At 71.8% G+C, this 19,920-nt stretch carries 14 protein-coding genes and 3 pseudogenes; 10 read left to right on the forward strand and 7 right to left on the reverse strand.

Annotation, left to right across the window (positions count from 1 at the left end; all coding sequences use genetic code 11):
• Window positions 1-28 precede the first annotated feature (28 nt).
• From ACQP2P_RS08655 to ACQP2P_RS08685, 7 genes are all read right to left on the reverse strand, one after another.
• Entirely contained in the window at window positions 29-736 is a 708-nt protein-coding gene (locus ACQP2P_RS08655) for a uracil-DNA glycosylase (RefSeq protein ID WP_433614502.1), read from the reverse strand.
• Between the two features lie 25 nt (window positions 737-761).
• Entirely contained in the window at window positions 762-1,049 is a 288-nt protein-coding gene (locus tag ACQP2P_RS08660) for a hypothetical protein (protein ID WP_433614504.1), read from the reverse strand.
• Window positions 1,050-1,132: 83 nt separating this feature from the next.
• The gene (locus ACQP2P_RS08665) at window positions 1,133-2,038 is read right to left on the reverse strand and encodes a hypothetical protein (protein ID WP_433614506.1); all 906 of its coding nucleotides are present in this window, start codon (window positions 2,036-2,038) and stop codon (window positions 1,133-1,135) included.
• 130 nt (window positions 2,039-2,168) lie between these two features.
• The gene (locus ACQP2P_RS08670) at window positions 2,169-3,293 is read right to left on the reverse strand and encodes a hypothetical protein (protein ID WP_433614508.1); all 1,125 of its coding nucleotides are present in this window, start codon (window positions 3,291-3,293) and stop codon (window positions 2,169-2,171) included.
• A 410-nt stretch (window positions 3,294-3,703) separates the two neighbouring features.
• A complete protein-coding gene (locus ACQP2P_RS08675) occupies window positions 3,704-4,303 on the reverse strand; it encodes an MBL fold metallo-hydrolase (RefSeq protein ID WP_433614510.1) in 600 nt (199 codons plus the stop codon).
• Window positions 4,300-4,968 carry a maleylpyruvate isomerase family mycothiol-dependent enzyme gene (locus tag ACQP2P_RS08680; protein WP_433614511.1) on the reverse strand — a complete coding sequence of 223 codons (669 nt, stop codon included), beginning with the start codon at window positions 4,966-4,968 and terminating at the stop codon, window positions 4,300-4,302. The genes ACQP2P_RS08675 and ACQP2P_RS08680 overlap by 4 nt, the downstream gene beginning before the upstream one ends.
• A gap of 10 nt (window positions 4,969-4,978) precedes the next feature.
• A complete protein-coding gene (locus ACQP2P_RS08685; RefSeq protein ID WP_433614513.1) occupies window positions 4,979-5,413 on the reverse strand; it encodes a hypothetical protein in 435 nt (144 codons plus the stop codon).
• Between the two features lie 93 nt (window positions 5,414-5,506).
• Here ACQP2P_RS08685 and rsgA point away from each other — a divergent pair, with 93 nt between their 5' ends.
• The 10 genes and pseudogenes from rsgA (at window position 5,507) to ACQP2P_RS08735 (ending at window position 19,919) form a co-directional block, all read left to right on the forward strand.
• Complete coding sequence (gene rsgA / locus ACQP2P_RS08690; RefSeq protein WP_433614515.1) at window positions 5,507-6,538, forward strand: ribosome small subunit-dependent GTPase A; 1,032 nt, start codon at window positions 5,507-5,509, stop codon at window positions 6,536-6,538.
• A 129-nt stretch (window positions 6,539-6,667) separates the two neighbouring features.
• Window positions 6,668-9,628 (forward strand): annotated as a pseudogene (gene uvrA / locus ACQP2P_RS08695) (excinuclease ABC subunit UvrA); the annotation flags it as partial.
• A 671-nt stretch (window positions 9,629-10,299) separates the two neighbouring features.
• Complete coding sequence (locus ACQP2P_RS08700; RefSeq protein ID WP_433614517.1) at window positions 10,300-10,815, forward strand: Rieske 2Fe-2S domain-containing protein; 516 nt, start codon at window positions 10,300-10,302, stop codon at window positions 10,813-10,815.
• A 136-nt stretch (window positions 10,816-10,951) separates the two neighbouring features.
• Window positions 10,952-11,377 carry a ubiquinol-cytochrome c reductase iron-sulfur subunit gene (locus ACQP2P_RS08705; protein WP_433614518.1) on the forward strand — a complete coding sequence of 142 codons (426 nt, stop codon included), beginning with the start codon at window positions 10,952-10,954 and terminating at the stop codon, window positions 11,375-11,377.
• 68 nt (window positions 11,378-11,445) lie between these two features.
• A pseudogene (gene uvrC, locus ACQP2P_RS08710) lies at window positions 11,446-13,362 on the forward strand (excinuclease ABC subunit UvrC); the annotation flags it as partial.
• 909 nt (window positions 13,363-14,271) lie between these two features.
• Complete coding sequence (gene rapZ / locus ACQP2P_RS08715) at window positions 14,272-15,165, forward strand: RNase adapter RapZ (RefSeq protein ID WP_433089925.1); 894 nt, start codon at window positions 14,272-14,274, stop codon at window positions 15,163-15,165.
• Window positions 15,166-15,299: 134 nt separating this feature from the next.
• Window positions 15,300-16,253 (forward strand): annotated as a pseudogene (locus ACQP2P_RS08720) (gluconeogenesis factor YvcK family protein); the annotation flags it as partial.
• Window positions 16,254-16,401: 148 nt separating this feature from the next.
• Window positions 16,402-17,382 (forward strand): DNA-binding protein WhiA, encoded by a 981-nt coding sequence (gene whiA / locus ACQP2P_RS08725; protein ID WP_223102186.1) that lies wholly within the window; start codon window positions 16,402-16,404, stop codon window positions 17,380-17,382.
• A 378-nt stretch (window positions 17,383-17,760) separates the two neighbouring features.
• Window positions 17,761-18,765, forward strand: a complete 1,005-nt coding sequence (gene gap, locus ACQP2P_RS08730) for a type I glyceraldehyde-3-phosphate dehydrogenase (protein ID WP_433614521.1) — start codon at window positions 17,761-17,763, stop codon at window positions 18,763-18,765.
• Window positions 18,762-19,919 carry a phosphoglycerate kinase gene (locus ACQP2P_RS08735; protein WP_433614523.1) on the forward strand — a complete coding sequence of 386 codons (1,158 nt, stop codon included), beginning with the start codon at window positions 18,762-18,764 and terminating at the stop codon, window positions 19,917-19,919. The genes gap and ACQP2P_RS08735 overlap by 4 nt, the downstream gene beginning before the upstream one ends.
• The last annotated feature ends 1 nt before the right edge of the window (window position 19,920 follow it).

The following is a 19,920-nucleotide window of genomic DNA, read 5'->3' on the forward strand; positions in this document are numbered from 1 at the left end:
CGGGCGGGTCCATCTTCCCGGCCGTCGCTCACTGCCGTGGCATCGCGGGGGACCAGCGCACCGGCGGCGCCCCGGCCGCCACGAGCGCCGCGTTGATCCGGCTGAACGGGCGGCTGCCGAGGAAGCCGGTCGGGTTCATCGGGCTGGGGTGGCCGGCGCGCAGCACGACGTGCCGGGAGTTGGTCACCAGCGGCGCCTTGGCCTTCGCGGCCGCGCCCCACAGGACGAACACGACCCGCTCCGCCTTCTCGTTCAGGGCCCGGATCGTCGCGTCGGTGATGTTCTCCCAGCCGTGCCCCTTGTGCGAGTTGGGGGTGCCGGCGCGAACGGTCAGGACCGCGTTGAGCAGCATCACGCCCTGCCGGCACCACGCGGTCAGATCGCCGGACGGCGGCGGCTCCACGGCGAGGTCGTCGCGCATCTCCTGGTACACGTTGCGCAGCGACGGCGGGACGGGGACGCCGGGCGGGACGCTGAAGCTGAGCCCGTGGGCCTGGCCGGGCCGGATGTACGGGTCCTGGCCGAGGATGAGCACGCGGGTGGCCGCGAGGGAGCACAGCCGGTACGCGGCGAAGATGTCCTGCTTGCGCGGGTAGACCACGGCGGAGCGGTACTGCTCGACGACGAACGCCGAGAGCGCGGCGACGACGGCGGGGTCGACGTGCGGGGTGACCGCCTCGCGCCAGTCGTCGGGCATGAAGTCCAGCAGATACACGGGCTTCGCGGTCGCGGTCATGGGCGCACAAGCTAGCAGCCGTCGCCTACCCGCGAGCGGGGTCGTCCAGGTCTTGAATCCTGTCCGCGGTGGCGGCCCGGCGGATCCAGACACCGAGCTGGTCGAGATCGGTGCACGCGGCGATGTCGGCGCGGGTCTCGTCGGGGATCTCCACACCGCGGGCATCGAGCACGGCCAGCACAGCGCGAGCTTCGCCCTCGGCCATGCCCTCGGCCATGCCCTCGGCCATGCCCTCGGCTTTGCCCTCGGCTTTGCCCTCGGCGAAGTTGCGGCGGGCGAAATCGCTCTGGAATCGATAGCCGGCGGTGGTCATGAGTTCCTCCAGACACTCCCGGGCCGCCGCTGCACGGCACAGAAGATGCCCACGCCGCCCGGAAGCGGCGCGGGCCCTCGCGATCATTCGGCGTCGTTGATGCCCAGGTCCTCGATCTTGTCGGCGGTCGCGGCGAGGTGAATCCACGTCCCGAGCTGGTCGAGGTTCGTGCAGCTGGTGATGTGGGCGCGGACCGTCTCCGGAACCTGCACGCCGCGAGCGTCGAGCACGGCCAGCACGGCGCGGGCTTCGCCTTCGGCTTTGCCCTTGGCCTCGCCTTCGGCTTTGCCTTCTGCTTTGCCTTCGGCTTTGCCCGCGGCGAAGTTGCGGCGGGCGAAATCGCTCTGGAATCGATAGCCGGCGGTGGTCATGAGTTCCTCCAGACACTCCCGGGCCGCCGCTGGCAGCCTGGAGAGGACAAGGTCAGTGTACATGTCGGCGTGGTCCTGACCGACGACGTCGAGGGCGGTGCACAGGGCTTTGAACACCGCGGTGGGCTCCGGTCCGGCGCCGTGGGCGAGGGCCGACAGGACTGCCAGCTCGGGCATGCGGCGGGCCGCCCCGGGGTCGGTGACGACGGGCACCTGACGGGGGCCGAGGGCCACCGGGGTCAGTACCGAGCCCGGCGGGCCGATCGCGACCGGGGTGGCGCACCAGTCCGCGACGGCCTGGTCGGGGCACATCACCAGGAGCGCGACCGGGCAGCCCAGCCGGGCGTGGAGCGTGCCCACGTACGCCGGCCAGCTGCGTCGTTTGCGCGGGTCCAGGCGCAGCTGCACCTCGACCACGACCGCCATCACCGGCGATGCGCTGCCGTGCAGGGTGACGACCGCATCGGCTCGGTACTCAGTGGGGGCGACGTCGGTGAGGTCGGCGGAGGACAGCCGGGCTTCGTCGAACTCCGGCAGGGCGACGTGGAGCGGGCCGCCGAGAATCTCGGCCGCCAGCGCGGGCCGGTCGCGGAACATCTCGATCAGGATCTCGTGCAAGTGGGATGGCACGAAGCGGAAGACTAGCCACAGTGATCACGAATGGTCGAGTCATGTATCACGCAGCGTGACTCAAGTTGGCTCAAGGTGAACCGCGCGCCTCGCCGGTGCGGGGCGCGCGGTTCGGGGATCAGTGCAGCAGTTGAAGCTGGTTGCCGGTGTCGTCGACGAAGTAGACGCCGAGGCCGAGCGGTGCGACGGCGAGACCGAACAGGGCGCCGGCGCCGAGATCGTCGAGGGTGCGGAACGCGATCTGCCGCCTGAGCAGCGGGCTGGTCTCGACGATGTTCCCGTCGCCGGCGTTCACCGTGAGCACGTTGCCGTTCGGGGCGATCGCCAGGCCGAGCGGACCTGACAGGTGGTTGCCCTCCGTGACGGTCTTGCCGGTGCCCGCGCTGGTGTTGCGCAGGACCGCGTTCGGGATGGCCGCGATGCGGCTGTTGACGGTGTCGGCGACGTACAGGGTGCCGTCCCAGCCCAGGCCGACCCCGGTCGGACCGATGATCAGAGCGTCCGGGTCGGTCTGCTCCGTGAACCCGGAGCCGATGGTGGTGACCTCGCGCAGCTCCGGGGGATTGTTCCGGTCGACCTTCAGCGACAGGCGCAGCACGGTTCCCTGGTTCGTGGTCGGCGGCTGGCCGCCGACGATCCCGTTGAGGACGTTGGTGACGAAGAGGTCGGCCGACGCGCCGTTGTCGCGTGCGGTCATGTCCCACGGGCCGTTGATGCCGTGTCCGGCGAACGTCTCGCGGACCGTGCCCTTGCTGTCGAGCACGATCAGGCAGCCGGCCTGGGCGGTCGCGGAGGTGCCGTCCGCGGTGGGCAGGCTGCCCACGATGACCCAGCCGGTGCGGAGCACGACGAGCGCCGTGGTCAACCCGACCCCGCCCGGGCAGTCACCGGGCAAGGCACTGGCGTCGATCTGTGCGAAGAGGCTGGCGCGGCCGTCGCGGCTGATCTGCACGATCGTCGTGCCGGTGCCCTGCTTGTTGTCGGCGTTGTTGAAGTTGCTGACCAGTACCTCGCCCGTGCGCAACTTGTCCTTGCTCACCGGTACCACCGCCACGCCGTACGGGTTGACGTCACCGTTTGCCGGCACGGTCGATGCGATGACGTCGGTATTCTTGAACCTGTTGATGAACGCCAGGCCGGAGAACCAATCGTCCGTCGAATTGGCGTTGGCGCCCGGAGCGAACGCTCCGACGGCCAGTGCGGCCACTGCCGCGCAGACGACCGCCTTGACTGCGAACCTCACGACTGTACGTGCCTTCCTGTAAATGGATCGCCTGATTCGGACGGCCGGATTCGAATGGATTCCACGGCCGCCCGAAATGCGCGGCCGTCACCGCGGACCGTGGGCATCACGGCCGTGTACGCGGCGGAACGGGGCGCTCGCGACGTGGCCTTCCCGGGCACGGAGCGGCGGAAACACCACCCCTCGGGTGGTGCGATATACGCGGATTGCGCGCTAAGGAACGCCGTACCCGGGCAACAGCCGTGCAGTCCGATTTGTCGAGGCGCGCCGGACCGGGCTCGTGAGGCTCGTGCGCGAGGCGGTGATCGCCGCGGTGCGGGCGCACGCCGGGGGCGGGGACTGCCGAACGGCGAGTCGCCATGAAGAGGGGTGCGCTGGTCGTGCCCCTCGACGCGCTGTGGAGATGACGACTACCAGCCGCGGGCGCGCCACTGCTCCAGGTTCGGGCGCTCGGTGCCGATCGTGGAGTTCTTGCCGTGGCCGGGGTAGAAGGTCACGCCGTCGTCGAGGCGGTCGAAGAGCTTCGTCGTCACGTCGTGGATCAGGGAGTCGAAGTCGGCCTTGTTGCCGTGCGTGTTGCCCACGCCGCCCGGGAACAGGCTGTCGCCCGTGAAGAGGTGGCCGCCCTCGCCCGCGTAGTAGAGGGCGATCGAACCCGGCGTGTGCCCCACGAGGTGGATCACCGACAGGGTGCAGTCGCCGACCTCGAGGGTGTCGCCCTCGTGCAGGTGGCCCGTCACGACCGGGATCTCGGGGGCGTCCGCGGGGTGGGCCAGGGACTGGGCGCCCGTCGCGTCGATGACGTCCTGCAGCGCGAGCCAGTGGTCCGGGTGGCGGTGCGTGGTCACCACCGCGCGGATGCCGCCCGGCTCGATGAACCGCAGCAGGCGCTGGGCGTCGTTGGCGGCGTCGATGAGCACCGCGTCGCCGCCGGCCCGGCAGCGCAGCAGGTATGCGTTGTTGTCCATCGGTCCGACGGAGATGGACGAGATCTCGAGTCCGGTGCTCATTTCCAGGCCTCCAGGTCGGGCAGTGCTCCGGTCAGTTCGGCGCCGTCGCCGCGGCCGGTGAGCCAGGCGGCGAGCGCGTGGACGGGGCCGCGCACGGTCGCGGCGCCGGGGACGGTGAGCAGGACGGTGCCGTCGGGGGCTTCGAGGGTGGCCGCGCGCGGGGTGGCGGGGTCGTGCAGGAGGCGCAGGGAGAAGGCCTCGGGCCAGTCGGCCGGGCCGTAGCCGGCGTCCAGGCCGACGTGGTGCAGCTCGACCTCGCAGAGGCGGGACCAGACCAGGCGGGCGGCGGGGATCTCGGTGCCGGAGGGCGTGGTCACGACCGTGGACCAGGCCTCGGCCGGCATTGCGTCGATCGCCGTCGACAGGCGGGTGGCGGACGCGGCCAGGTCGGCCAGCTGGACCGACGGCGGGCGGGGGGCGCCCGCCTCGATGTCGGCCTCGCGGGCCTCGCGGCTCGCGTACGCCGGGGTGCGCGTCCCGGTGCGGGCCCACGTCAGGAGGTTGACGTAGGCGTCGGCGTTGCGGGCCAGGTGGGTGACCACGTGGCCCCTCGTCCAGCCGGCGCACAGGGACGGCTCGTCCAGGGACAGGGAATCGACGGTGGCGAGCAGGCGCTCGGTGGCGCGCTCGAGCTCGGGGGCGAGGACCAGCGGATCGGCGGTCACGCGCTCCACACTATCGCTGCCGCACCCCGACCGCGGGCGGCAGGTCGCCGATGGCCCAGTGCAGCTCGTCCTCCCAGTCGGCGACGCTGAGGTCCACGGACTCGAAGGACAGGCGGGCGCCGATGGGCTTGCCGAGGTACCCCGCGAAAAGATCATGCACCACGACCAGCCGCTGGCCGACCGCGAACGCCGCGGGGTCGTCGCCCGCGGCCGCGCGCACCTCCAGGCGGCCGTAGATGCCCATGTCGGCGTCGGTGCCGCGCTCCTCGACGATCACGTCCAGGATCTCGTCCTCGGCGCCGACGTGGAAGCCGTAGCACGCCCCGCCGAAGGTGAGCCAGAACCGCATGAGCGAGTCGTCCTGCCCGGGGGAGACGTGCCACTGCACGTCGGCCCGCTCGAGGCGGAGTCCGACGGCACCGGCCAAGACATGCGAGGGGAGCACGCCACCGACCATAGCCCCGATATTCGGTTTCGCGTCGCGGACGCGCTCCCTACCGTGGGTTTCCGAACGCCCGTTCGGATTGGAAGGACTACCGTGAGTATCGATCTGTCGGCCCTCGGGTGGGACGACGGCTTCGCCGAGGCCTTCGGGCCCTTCGCCGTGCCCGGGCAGCGGCCCGCGCGGGTGAGCCGCGTGGACCGGGGTGTCTGCACCGCGCTCACGGCGGGCGGACCCGTGCGCGCCAGCGTGGCCGGCGGACTGCTCGCCCGGGCCGTGCGCGAGCCCGGCGCGCTGCCGTGCGCGGGAGACTGGCTGGTCGTGCGCGACTGGCCGGACGGGCGTCTGACGGCGGAGGCGGTGCTGCCCAGACGCACCGCCATCGTCCGCGCGACCGCCGGCGAGGAGTCGTTCGGCCAGGTGCTCGCGGCCAACGTCGACGCCGTCGCGGTCGTCGAGCCCGTCGACCCGTCGCCCGACCTCGGGCGCATCGAGCGCCTGCTGGCGCTGGCGTGGGAGTCGGGGGCGCAGCCGCATCTGGTCCTCACGAAGTCCGATCTCGCCGCCGATCCCGAGGCGATCGCGGCGCAGATGCCGGGCCGGGCCTCGGGCGTCGCGGTGCACGCGGTCAGCGCGCGGACCGGGCTCGGCCTCGCCGCGCTGCGCCCGCTCGTCGCGCACGGCCGCACGCTCGGGCTGCTCGGGCAGTCCGGCGCCGGCAAGTCGAGCCTGGTCAACGCGCTCGCCGGGGCGCCGGTGATGCAGACGCGGGCCCTGCGCGCGGACGGACGCGGGCGGCACACGACCACATATCGGGCGTTGATCCCGATGCCGGACGGCGGCGCGGTGCTGGACACGCCCGGAGTCCGGCTGGTCGGCATGTTCGACACGGTGGCCGGCCTCGACCGGGCGTTCACGGATGTGACGCTGCTCGCCCAGGACTGCCGGTTCCAGGACTGCCGCCACGCCGACGAGCCCGGATGCGCCGTGCGGGCGGCCGTCGAGGACGGCGAGCTGAGCCCGCGCCGCTACGCGAGCTGGCAGAAACTGCAAAAAGAGCAGAAGCTTGCAGCGGTACGCCGGGTGCGTCGCGAAAGCCGCGAGCGCCGCCGTCCGGCCCGGGGCTAGCTGGGCCGCTTCCCCCGTTCGAGGTCCCCTCGCGCGGGCTGCGGCCGGAAAATGTCATACCCCCTGGCTAGAGTTGTCGGCTGGCACCGGGACGGTGTTCCAACCGGACGAATACTGCCAAGGGGAAGCATGTCCGACCGCTTGATCATCCGTGGCGCACGGGAGCACAACCTCCGCGACGTCAGTCTTGACCTGCCGCGCGACGCGATGATCGTGTTCACCGGGCTCTCCGGCTCGGGCAAGTCGAGCCTGGCGTTCGACACGATCTTCGCCGAGGGGCAGCGGCGTTACGTCGAGTCGCTGTCGTCCTACGCGCGGCAGTTCCTCGGCCAGATGGACAAGCCCGACGTGGACTTCATCGAGGGCCTGTCCCCGGCGGTCTCCATCGACCAGAAGTCGACCTCGCGCAACCCGCGCTCGACGGTCGGCACCATCACCGAGGTCTACGACTACCTGCGCCTGCTCTACGCGCGCGTCGGCGAGCCGCACTGCCCCGTCTGCGGCGAGCTGATCACCAAACAGACGCCGCAGCAGATCGTCGACCGCGTCCTGGCCATGGAGGAGGGCACCCGATTCCAGGTGCTCGCGCCGGTGGTGCGGGGGCGCAAGGGCGAATACGTCGACCTCTTCGCCGAGCTGCAGTCCAAGGGCTACGCCCGGGCGCGCATCGACGGCGTCGTGCACCCGCTGACCGAGCCGCCGAAGCTCAAGAAGCAGGAGAAGCACACCATCGAGGTGGTGGTCGACCGGCTCGCGGTGAAGAAGACGGCCAAGCAGCGGCTCACCGACTCGGTGGAGACCGCGCTCAAGCTCGCCGCCGGCATCGTCATCCTCGAGTTCGTCGACCTGCCCGAGGACGACGAGCACCGCGAGCGGCTGTTCTCCGAGCACCTCGCGTGCCCCAACGAGCACCCGCTGTCGATCGAGGACCTCGAGCCCCGCTCGTTCTCGTTCAACGCGCCCTACGGGGCCTGCCCCGACTGCACCGGCATCGGCACCAAGAAAGAGGTCGACCCGGAGCTGATCATCCCGGACCCCGAGCGCACGCTGCGCGAGGGCGCCATCGCGCCGTGGGCCACCGGGCACACGCTGGACTACTTCCTGCGGCTGCTCGAGGCGCTCGGCGACGAGGAGGGCTTCACGCTCGACACCCCGTGGCGGGCGCTGTCGTCGCGGGGCCAGAAGGCGATCCTGCACGGCTCCGACGACCAGGTCCACGTGCGGTATCGCAACAAGTACGGCCGCGAGCGCTCCTACTACACCGGCTTCGAGGGCGTGGTGCAGTGGATCGAGCGGCGCCACGCCGACACCGAGAGCGACTGGTCGCGGGACAAGTACGAGGGGTACATGCGCGACGTCCCCTGCGGCACCTGCGGCGGCACCCGGCTCAAGCCCGAGATCCTTGCGGTGACGATCGCCGGGCGCAGCATCGCCGACGTGTGCAACCTCTCCGTCGGCGAGTGCGCGGAGCTGCTCGGCGCGATGGAGCTCACCGACCGGCAGAAGCTGATCGCCGAGCGGGTGCTCAAGGAGATCAACGCCCGGCTGCGCTTCCTGGTCGACGTCGGCCTGGACTACCTCTCGCTCGACCGGGCCGCCGGCACGCTGTCGGGCGGCGAGGCCCAGCGCATCCGGCTCGCCACCCAGATCGGCTCCGGACTCGTCGGCGTGCTCTACGTGCTCGACGAGCCCAGCATCGGCCTGCACCAGCGGGACAACCACCGGCTCATCGAGACCCTGGTGCGGCTCAAGAAGCTCGGCAACACGCTCATCGTGGTCGAGCACGACGAGGACACCATCCGCACCGCCGACTGGATCGTGGACATCGGGCCCGGCGCCGGCGAGCACGGCGGGAAGGTCGTGCACAGCGGGCCCTACGAGGGGCTGGTGGCGAGCGAGGAGTCGGTGACCGGGGCCTATCTCTCCGGCCGCCGCAGCATTCCGACGCCGCAGATCCGCCGACCCCGCACGCCCGGGCGCGAGCTCGTCGTGGTCGGCGCGCGCGAGCACAACCTGCACAACCTGACCGTGCCGTTCCCGCTGGGCCAGCTCACCGCGGTCACCGGGGTCTCCGGCTCCGGCAAGTCCACGCTGGTCAACGACATCCTGCACGCGGTGCTGGCCAACACGGTCAACGGCGCGCGGCTGGTGCCGGGGCGGCACACCCGCATCTCCGGGCTCGACCTCGTCGACAAGGTCGTCGGGGTGGACCAGTCGCCGATCGGGCGCACGCCGCGGTCCAACCCGGCGACGTACACCGGCGTCTTCGACAACATCCGCAAGCTCTTCGCGGAGACGACGGAGGCGAAGGTGCGCGGCTACGGCCCGGGCCGCTTCTCCTTCAACGTCAAGGGCGGCCGCTGCGAGGCGTGCGCGGGCGACGGCACGATCAAGATCGAGATGAACTTCCTCCCCGACGTGTACGTCCCCTGCGAGGTGTGCAAGGGCGCGCGGTACAACCGCGAGACCCTCGAGGTGCACTACAAGGGCCGCACCATCGCCGAGGTGCTCGACATGCCGATCGACGAGGCCGCGGGCTTCTTCGAGGCCATCCCGGCGATCCACCGCCACCTGAAGACCCTGGTCGACGTCGGCCTCGGCTACGTGCGGCTCGGCCAGCCCGCGCCGACCCTCTCCGGCGGCGAGGCCCAGCGGGTGAAGCTGGCCTCGGAGCTGCAGAAGCGCTCGACCGGGCGGACGGTGTACGTGCTCGACGAGCCGACCACCGGCCTGCACTTCGAGGACATCCGCAAGCTGCTGCTCGTGCTGCAGGGCCTCGTGGACAAGGGCAACACGGTCATTGTCATCGAGCACAACCTCGACGTCATCAAGACCGCGGACTGGATCATCGACATGGGGCCGGAGGGCGGCCACAAGGGCGGGACCGTCGTCGGGGCCGGGACGCCGGAGGAGATCGCGGAGCTGCCGGAGAGCTACACCGGGCAGTTCCTGCGGCACGTGCTGGGGCTCTCGGGCGAGGGCGGCGGCGACTCGGCGGCCCGGGACCGGGCGGCGCAGGCCAACGGGGCCAAGCCGGCCGCCGCGCCACGGAAGGCGGCCAAGGCGGCGGCTCCGGCTCCGGCCAAGGCGGCTGCCCCGGCCAAGGCGGCTCCGGTCAAGGCGGCCGCGAAGAAGGCGGCGCCGCGCAAGACGGCGGCGAAGAAGGCGACGGCCAAACGCTGAGTGTTTGCTGTGCGTGGCCCCGGGGCGGTGTTCGCCGCTCCGGGGCCATGGTGCGAGGTGCCGGGAGCGGCAGGGTGGTCCCCAGGCGGCGCATCCGGCTGCCCGTGGCCGACCGGCGAGCCCGTCTCGACGTCGGCGGTGTCGCCCGTGTCGGCGTGGGCGTCGAAGGGCGCTCGATCTCGGCCGCGGCCCGGTAGGACGCCCCGCTTTGGGGCCGTTGTGCGGCGTGTCGGGCGGTCCGCGCCGCGAGGTTCTTCGACGTGTCGGGCGCTTCGCTTTGGGGCCGTTGTGCGACGTGTCGGGCGGTCCGCGCCGCGAGGTTCTTCGACGTGTCGGGCGCTTCGCTTTGGGGCCGTTGTGCGACGTGTCGGGCGCTCCGCGCCGCGAGGTTCTTCGACGTGTCGGGCGCTCCGGTCCGGGGCCGTCCTGCGATATGTCGGGCGCTCCGCGCCGCGACATATCGGATTTATCCCCCGCCAGGCGACAAGTCGGAATTCGCCGGTTTCGAGGGCGGGCACGGGCACACAGGCGGCGCTGCTACGGTGGCCGCTGGCGAGGCTGACCTCAGGAGGAACCACGTGCCAGACGAGGACGTCTTCAACCGCTGCGCCGCCCGGCGCACGCTGCTGCTGGGTGCCGGCGCGATGGGCATCGCCGTGCTGGCCGGCTGCGGCGTGGACGAGCCCGCACCGAGCGCCGGCGGCAACCCGGGCGCTTCGAGCACACCCGCCGCGCCCGCCACGACCGGCGGGAACCCGTTCGACGACAGCGGCACGGGCGGCGGCGCCGGGGCTCAGGTGCCGGACAACGCGCTGGTCGCCGTGGGCGAGGTGCCGGTCGGCGGCGGCGTGATCGTCAAGGACACGGTGCTGGTGGTGCAGCCGGCGAAGGGGTCGTTCAAGGCGTACGACGCGGTGTGCCCGCACCAGGGCGCGATCGTCGACCCGCCGTTCGACGGCAACCCGGTCATCATGTGCCCGCGGCACAACTCGAAGTTCAAGGTCGCCGACGGCTCCAAGGTCGAGGGCCCGACGCCGAGCGGGCTCAAGAGCATCAAGGTGGGCGTCAAGAGCGGGTACGTCGTCCGGGCATGACTCGTCGCGCTGCGTGATGTCTCGATTGCGGTTTGGGTGCTGGATTCACAGTCTTTGTTGAGCATTGAACCGTACCCTCCATGCTTTGTGTATCTCTGGGCGCAGCCTGCGGGCACACGACCATTGGAGGAGCTAGATGAGTGAGACGACCCGCCGCGCGGTCCTCGCCGGGGCGGCCGGTGTGACGGCCGCGTCCGTCCTGGCCGCCTGCGGAGACGACAAGGGTGGATCGGACAGCACTGCCGGCTCCGGCTCCGGCTCCAGCCCCGGTGGCCCGATCGCGAAGAAGGCCGACATCCCGGTGGGCGGGGGCAAGATCGTCTCCGACGACGGCGGCACGGTCATCACGCAGCCGGAGTCCGGGACGTACAAGGCCTTCACGGCGATCTGCACCCACCAGCAGTGCGTGGTCACGGACGTGGCGAACAACAACATCAACTGCAAGTGCCACGGCAGCACGTTCTCGGCCGCGGACGGATCCGCGACCAACCCGCCGGCGACCAGCCCGCTGCAGGAGAAGAAGCTCCGCTTCGAGGGCGACGACATCTACATCGCGACGTGACCCGATCGGGGGCCGGTCCGCGCGACCGGCCCCCGATTTCTGTCGTACCCCCCGGATAGTCTCGAAGGGTGCCTGACCCGTCCACGTATCGACCAGCACCGGGGACCATTCCGGACACCCCGGGTGTCTACCGCTTCTACGACCCGTCCGGCCGGGTCATCTACGTGGGCAAGGCCAAGAGCCTCCGGCAGCGGCTCAGCAGCTACTTCGCCGATCTCTGGACGCTGCACTCGCGCACCCAGCAGATGGTCACGACCGCGTCGCGGGTCGACTGGGTGACCGTCGGCACCGAGGTCGAGGCGCTGCAGCTGGAGTACAACTGGATCAAGGCCTACGATCCGCGGTTCAACGTCCGGTATCGCGACGACAAGAGCTATCCCTACCTCGCCGTCACGCTCGACGAGGCGTATCCCCGGCTGCAGGTGATGCGCGGGAGCAAGCGCAAGGGCGTGCGCTATTTCGGGCCGTATGCCCACGCCTGGGCCATCCGTGAGGTGCTCGACCTGCTACTGCGGGTGTTCCCGGCCCGCACGTGCTCGTCCGGCGTCTTCAAGCGCGCGGGCCAGATCGGCCGGCCCTGCCTGCTGGGCTACATCGGCAAGTGCTCGGCCCCGTGCGTCGGCCGGGTGAGCGAGGACGAGCACCGCGCGATCGTCGAGGCCTTCTGCGACTTCATGGCCGGCAAGACCGACACCATGGTCAAGCCGCTCGAGCGGGAGATGTACCAGGCCTCGGACGAGCTGGACTTCGAGCGCGCCGCGCGGCTGCGCGACGATCTCGGGGCGCTGCGGCGGGCCATGGAGAAGCAGGCCGTCGTGCTCGGCGACGGCACCGACGCCGACGTGGTCGCGTTCGCCGACGACCCGCTCGAGGCCGCGGTGCAGGTCTTCCACGTGCGCGGCGGGCGGGTGCGCGGCCAGCGCGGCTGGATCGTGGAGAAGACCGAGGACCTGACCCCGGGCGACCTCGTGCACCACTTCTGCACGCAGATCTACGGCAGCGAGGCCGGGGCCGAGGCCGCCGACCTGCCCCGCGAGCTGCTCGTGCCGGAGCTGCCGGCCGACGTCGACGCGCTCGCCGACTGGCTGACCCGGCTGCGGGGCAGCCGCGTGTCGATCCGGGTGCCGCAGCGCGGGGACAAGAAGACGCTCGCCGAGACCGTGGCGCGCAACGCCGAGCAGGCGCTGCAGCAGCACAAGCTGCGCCGGGCCGGCGACCTGAGCACGCGCAGCAAGGCCCTCGAGGAGATCGCCGAGGCGCTCGCGATGCCCACCGCGCCGCTGCGCATCGAGTGCTACGACATCTCGCAGATCCAGGGCACCGACGTGGTCGCGAGCATGGTGGTGTTCGAGGACGGGCTGTCGCGCAAGAGCGAATACCGGCGGTTCGCGATCAACGGCGACACCGACGACGTGTCCGCGATCTCCGAGGTGCTGCGGCGGCGGTTCGCCCGCTACCTCGACGCCAAGGTCGAGATCGACGAGGCCGCCGAGGCCGACCCGTCCCGCCCCGGCATCGACCCGACGACCGGGCGGCCGCGCAAGTTCGCCTACCCGCCCCAGCTCGTCGTCGTCGACGGCGGCCAGCCCCAGGTCAACGCGGCCGCACAGGTGCTGCTGGACCTGGGCATCGACGACATCACCGTCTGCGGCCTCGCCAAGCGCCTCGAGGAGGTGTGGCTGCCGGACGACGAGTTCCCGGTGATCCTGCCCCGGACCTCCGAGGGTTTGTACCTCCTGCAGCGCGTCCGCGACGAGGCGCACCGCTTCGCCATCACGTACCACCGGCAGAAGCGCTCGAAGCGCATGACGGCCTCGTCGCTGGACTCGGTGCCCGGCCTCGGCGAGATCCGCCGCAAGGCGCTGCTGCGGCATTTCGGGTCGCTCAAACGGCTGAAGGCCGCGACCCTGGAGGAGATCGCGGAGGTGCCCGGCATCGGGCGGCGCACGGCGGAGGCGATTCAGGCGGCGCTGAACACCGACCCGCTCGCGTCGGCTCGCCGCCCCGCCGACGCCGTGCCCGATCCCGCGCCGTCCTCGGACCCGTCGCCCGCGGACCCCGCTGCGGACGCGGTCGTCGGCCCCGCTCCGGACCTGGCCATTGGCACCGATCCGGACCCGGTCGTTGGCCCGGATCCGGACGCCTCGCCGGGCTCGGACGCGGCCGAGGTGCGGTCCGAGAGCTGGTCGGTCGCGTCCGGCGGCTCGTGGGCGGTGGCGGCGGGGGCCGACGGCGGCTCGCGGGCCGGTGCCGATGCGGGCGCGGGGGAGGGTGCTGCCGAGGGCGGCTCGCCGGCCGGGGCTGATGCGGGCGCGGCGAAGGCGGGGGCCGAGGGCGGGCCGGGTGCGTCGGGCCGGTCGGCCGGGGACGTGCGCGGGGCGGGGTGGCCGCGCGGCGAGGTGTCGCACGCCGGTAGCGATCCGGACGTGGCCGTGGAGCTCGGCGCGGGGGCCCCGGAGGTCGTCCTTCCCCGGGTGGAGGTGACACGGATGGGGGACACGCCGGAAGTGATCGTCGAGGCCGGCGACACGCCCGAACGCGGGTCAGGAGACGGGGTCAGCAGGGGCGGAGCGGTCGACGAGGTCGTGGAGGAGGCCGGGGCTGGAGATACCGCGAACTAGTGCAAACCGACCGACCGTCCGATGCCGCGCGCCGCACGACATAAACTCATCGTCGTGTCGAGAGATGGCGACGTGCCGAGAGGCGCCACCGCGGACGACGGCGGTGCCCAACCGACGGCCAGCAGCGCCGGCGAGCTCGCGGAGGGTGCGTCCGTCGATGCGGAGCGTGCCGGGACCCAGGGGCGTGCCGGGACCCAGGAGGGTGCCGAGACCGCTGACCGTGCCGGGATCGCGGGGCGTACGGACGCGGGGGAGGGCTTCGGCGCCGGGGAGGTGGACCCCGCCGAGGGGATCCTGCCCGGGCGCAACACCACCGACCTCGTGATCGTGACCGGCGTGTCCGGCGGCGGCCGCAGCACCGTGGCGCGGGCGCTCGAGAACGTCGGGTACTACGTCGTGGACAACCTGCCCCAGGCGCTCCTGCTCGACATGGCCGAGCTCGCGCACGCGGCCCAGGGCGCGGTCCGGCGCACCGCGATGGTGCTGGACGTGCGCAGCCACGCCTTCTCGACCGACCTGCCGGGGGCGGTGAAGTCGCTGCGCGAGCGGGGCTTCAACCCGCGGATGGTCTTCGTCGACGCCGACGACGAGGTGCTGATCCGGCGCTTCGAGAGCGTGCGGCGCTCACACCCGCTGCAGGGCGCCGGGCGGCTCTCCGACGGCATCGCGGCCGAGCGCAAGCTGCTGCTGGAGGCGCGCGAGCAGGCCGACGTCCTGATCGACACGAGCCACCTCAACGTCAACCAGCTGCGCGGGCGCATCGAGGAGATGTTCGGCGAGGAGGACACGACCCAGATCAGGGTCACGGTGCTGTCCTTCGGGTTCAAGTACGGTCTGCCGCCCGACGCCGACTTCGTGCTCGACGCGCGCTTCCTGCCCAACCCGTACTGGGTGCCGGAGCTGCGCGAGCACACCGGGCGGGAGACGGACGTCAGCCGGTACGTGCTGGGGCAGCGCGGGGCGATCACGTTCGTGGAGACGTACGCCCGCCTCATCAACGCGACCGCGCCGGGCTTCGAGCGCGAGGGGAAGCGCTACCTCACGATCGCCGTCGGCTGCACGGGCGGCAAGCACCGCAGCGTGGCCATCGCCGAGGAGCTCGCCCGGCGGCTGCGCGAGATGCGGCTCGCGGCCTCGCCGCAGCACCGCGACCTGGGACGCGAATGACGAGCCGGCCCACGGGCGGCAGCGACGCCGCACGGAACCCGGCCGCGACGGACACCGCGCCCGGCAGCCGGCGCCCCGAGGCGTCCGGATCCGCATCCGCCGAGGCGCCGGCCGACGACAACGGCCGCGGCCAGATGCACGCGCCGCGCGTGCAACCGGCCGCGCGCGAGGCGGTCAAGGTCGTCGCGTTCGGGGGCGGCCACGGGCTGTCCGCGACGCTGCGCGCGCTGCGCATCGTGCAGCGGGGTCGTCCGCTCGACATCACCGCCGTCGTGACCGTCGCCGACGACGGCGGCTCCAGCGGGCGGCTGCGCCGGACGCGCGACATCCTGCCGCCGGGCGACCTGCGCCAGGCCCTCGCCGCGCTCGCCGACGAGACGGCCACCGCCGAGCTGTTCCAGCACCGGTTCACCGGCGAGGACGACATCGCCGGGCACGCGGTGGGCAACCTCGTGCTCGTCGCGCTGATGGAGCAGGCCGGCGACCCGGTGGCCGCGCTCGACCGGGCGGCGGCGCTGCTGCGCTGCGGCGGGCGGGTGCTGCCCATGTCGCGCGCCCCGCTGCACATCGAGGCGGACCTGTCCGGGGACGGGGAGGTCGTCACCGTGCGCGGGCAGCACGAGGTCGCGGTCACCACCAAGACCATCGACCGGGTGCGGCTGACCCCGGGCACGCCCGAGGCGTGCGCCGAGGCGGTGCGGGCCGCGCGCGAGGCCGACTGGCTGCTGTTCGGGCCCGGCTCGTGGTTCACCAGCGTGATTCCGCACCTGCTCGTGCCCGGGCTGGCCGACGCCATCCGGGACAGCGCGGGCCGGCGGCTGGTCACGCTCAACCTGGCGGCCGACAGCGAGACCGCGGGATTGACGCTGCCCGAGCACCTGGCCGCCCTGTCCCGTTACCTACCTGGATTGCACGTCGATGTAGTTCTTGCCGACGGGAAAGCCGTAGGCGACCCCGAACCGGTCCATCGTGCGGCAGAATCGCTTGGTGCGCGGCTGGTGCTGGCCCCGGTCGCCGTCGATGACGGCGGGCCCCGGCACGACCCGCAGGCGCTGGCGGCGGCGCTCGACCCATTGCTGCAGGTCGACGCAGGCAAGACCGCCCGGACGACCGCCAGGATCGCGCGCGGTGCCGGGATGAGAAGTGAGCACGGCTCGCGGACCAACGGGGGTCGGGCGCGTGCCGGTACGGACGGGGACATCACTGTGAACACGAAATCCGCGAGGTGACGACAGAATGGCGATGACCGCTGCGGTCAAGGACGAGCTCAGCCGGGTGGACGTGGCCAAGCCCTGCTGCCGGCGAGCCGAGATGGCCGCGCTGTTGCGCTTCGCGGGAGGGCTGCACATCGTCTCGGGCCGGGTGGTCGTCGAGGCCGAGCTCGACACCAACGCCGCCGCGCGCCGGCTGCGTCGCGAGGTGTCGGAGGTGTACGGGTACGGCAGCGAGATCCATGTCCTCGCGTCGGGCGGTCTGCGCAAGGCCAGCCACTTCATCGTGCGCGTGGTCAAGGACGGCGAGGCCCTCGCCCGCCAGACCGGCCTGCTCGACGTGCGCGGACGTCCCGTGCGCGGGCTCCCGCCGCACGTCGTGTCGGCGAACATGTGCTGTGCGGTCGCCGCATGGCGGGGTGCCTTCCTCGCGCACGGCTCGCTGACCGAGCCCGGGCGCAGCTGTGCGCTGGAGATCACGTGCCCGGGTCCCGAGGCGGCGCTCGCGCTCGTCGGGGCGGCGCGGCGCATCGGGATCACCGCGAAGGCGCGCGAGGTGCGCGGGGTCGACCGGGTCGTGGTCAAGGACGGCGACGCGATCGCCGCGCTGCTCACCCGCATCGGCGCCCACCAGAGCGTGCTGACCTGGGAGGAGCGCCGGGTGCGGCGCGAGGTGCGGGCCACCGCCAACCGGCTGGCCAACTTCGACGACGCCAACCTGCGCCGCTCGGCGCGGGCCGCGGTCGCCGCCGCCGCCCGGGTCGCCCGGGCCATGGAGATCCTCGCCGACACCGCGCCCGACCACCTGTCCAGCGCGGGCACCCTGCGGCTCGAGCACCGGCAGGCGTCGCTGGAGGAGCTCGGCGCGCTCGCCGACCCGCCGCTGACCAAGGACGCGATCGCCGGCCGCATAAGGCGTCTGCTGGCGCTGGCCGACAAGCGCGCCCGTGATCTGGGCATTCCCGACACCGAGTCGGCCGTGACCCCGGAGATGCTGGTCGGCTGAACTAGAATCCGGCATAAGCCCCGTCGGGGTATAAATCCGATAAGTTGCGGCGCGCAGTGCCCGACTTATCGGCCATAACGCCTCGGGTCACCCGGCCCGGCAGCGGGTGCCCCCGTACGATCGAACGTGGGCTCCGACACCCCCGCGGCATCGTGACCGGTTCGAGACGATAGGGTTTGCCGTGTTCGGCGATGAGGCCGACTCGGGTCGCTCCTCGCTGTTCGATCGCCGCCGCGACACGCGGCCGGACCCCGCACCCAACGGGTGGGTCCGGACCGGCGGGACCAGGGTGGGCGAGCCAATAACACTCATCTGGCGCACGGCACACCGGCACATCGGCGTGGCCGCTGGCGCGAAGAGACGAGGAGATGTGTCGAAGTGACCATCCGGGTTGGCATCAACGGCTTCGGCCGTATCGGGCGCAACTTCTTCCGTGCGGCCCTGGCGAAGGGCGCCGACATCGAGGTTGTCGGCGTCAACGACCTGACCGACAACCAGACGCTGGCGCACCTGCTCAAGTACGACAGCATCCTCGGCCGGCTGAGCGAGGAGGTGAAGGCGACCGCGGACGAGATCACCGTCGCGGGCAAGACCTTCAAGGCCCTCGCCGAGCGTGACCCGTCGAAGCTGCCCTGGGGCGACCTGGGCGCGGACGTCGTCATCGAGTCGACCGGCATCTTCACCGACGCCGAGAAGGCCAAGGTCCACGTGGCCGGCGGCGCCAAGAAGGTCATCATCTCGGCTCCGGCCAAGAACGAGGACCTGACGATCGTCTTCGGCGTGAACGAGGACCAGTACGACCCGGCCAAGCACACGATCATCTCCAACGCGTCGTGCACGACCAACTGCCTCGCCCCGATGGCGAAGGTCATCAACGACACGTTCGGCATCGAGCGTGGCCTCATGACCACGATCCACGCCTACACGCAGGACCAGAACCTGCAGGACGGCCCGCACAAGGACCTGCGTCGCGCCCGCGCCGCGGCCCTGAACATCGTGCCGACCTCGACCGGTGCCGCCAAGGCGATCAGCCTGGTCATCCCCGAGCTCAAGGGCAAGCTCGACGGCTACGCGCTGCGCGTGCCGGTCCCGACCGGCTCGGCGACCGACCTCACGGTCACCGTCGGCCGTGACACCAGCGTCGAGGAGGTCAACGCGGCGATCAAGGCGGCCGCCGAGGGCCCGCTCGCCGGCATCCTCGTCTACACCGAGGACCCGATCGTCTCCACCGACATCGTGACCGACCCGGCGTCGTGCATCTTCGACGCGGGCCTGACCAAGGTCATCGGCAACCAGGTCAAGGTCGTCGGCTGGTACGACAACGAGTGGGGCTACAGCAACCGTCTCGTCGACGCCGTCACCCTGGTCGGCACCGGCCTGTGAAGACGCTCGACGACCTCCTGAGCGAGGGCGTCGCCGGTCGGCGCGTGCTGCTGCGCGCCGACCTGAACGTCCCGCTCGACGGAGACAAGATCACCGACGACGGGCGCATCCGCGCGGTCCTGCCGACCATCAACGCCCTGCGTGAGGCCGGCGCCGCGAAGATCACCGTCATGTCGCACCTGGGCCGCCCGAAGGGCGAGCCCGACCCGAAGTACACCCTCGCGCCCGTCGCCGCCCGCCTGAGCGAGCTGCTGGGCGCCCCGGTGGCCTTCAACGGCGAGGACGGCGACCTGGTGCTGCTGGAGAACCTCCGCTTCAACGCGGGGGAGACCAGCAAGGACGAGGCCGCGCGCAAGGCGTTCGCGCAGGAGCTGGCCGCGCACGGCGACGTCTACGTCGACGACGCGTTCGGCGCCGTGCACCGCAAGCACGCCAGCGTCTTCGACGTGGCCGGGCTTCTGCCGCACTACAGCGGCTACCTGGTCGCCAAGGAGCTCGAGGTCCTCTCGAAGCTCACCGGCGACCTTGACGGCACTGAGCGGCCCTACGTGGTGATCCTCGGCGGCTCGAAGGTCTCGGACAAGCTCGCCGTCATCGAGGCGCTGCTGCCCAAGGTCGACAAGCTGCTCATCGGCGGCGGCATGTGCTTCACCTTCCTCAAGGCCCAGGGCCACGAGGTCGGCAAGAGCCTGCTGCAGGACGAGATGGTCGACACCTGCAAGGACCTGCTCCAGCGGGGCGGCGACAAGATCGTGCTGCCGACCGACGTGGTGACCGCGGACAAGTTCGCGGCCGACGCGGCGACGCAGACGGTCGGCGTGGACGCCATCCCGGCCGGGGAGCTCGGCCTGGACATCGGCCCGGAGTCGGTGGCGGCCTTCGCGGCGGCCCTCGACGGGGCGAAGACCGTCTTCTGGAACGGCCCGATGGGCGTGTTCGAGCTGGCGCCCTTCGCCGCCGGGACGCGGGGCGTCGCCGAGGCGATCACCAAGATCGACGGCTTCAGCGTCGTCGGCGGCGGCGACTCGGCCGCGGCCGTGCGCGCGCTGGGCATCCCGGAGGACGGCTTCAGCCACATCTCCACCGGTGGCGGCGCCTCCCTCGAGTTCCTCGAGGGCAAGGCCCTGCCGGGCATCACGGCGCTGGAGGCCTGAG

Source organism: Dactylosporangium sp. CA-139114 (genome assembly GCF_050955725.1).
In the GTDB taxonomy this organism is placed as follows: domain Bacteria; phylum Actinomycetota; class Actinomycetes; order Mycobacteriales; family Micromonosporaceae; genus Dactylosporangium.

Bases quoted from the DNA above. Each gene is read 5' to 3' on its own strand.
- ACQP2P_RS08655 (WP_433614502.1), bottom strand. From the start codon at position 736: ATGACCGCGACCGCGAAGCCCGTGTATCTGCTGGACTTCATGCCCGAC.
- ACQP2P_RS08660 (WP_433614504.1), bottom strand. From the start codon at position 1,049: ATGACCACCGCCGGCTATCGATTCCAGAGCGATTTCGCCCGCCGCAAC.
- ACQP2P_RS08675 (WP_433614510.1), bottom strand. From the start codon at position 4,303: ATGAGCACCGGACTCGAGATCTCGTCCATCTCCGTCGGACCGATGGAC.
- ACQP2P_RS08705 (WP_433614518.1), top strand. From the start codon at position 10,952: ATGAGTGAGACGACCCGCCGCGCGGTCCTCGCCGGGGCGGCCGGTGTG.
- whiA (WP_223102186.1), top strand. From the start codon at position 16,402: ATGGCGATGACCGCTGCGGTCAAGGACGAGCTCAGCCGGGTGGACGTG.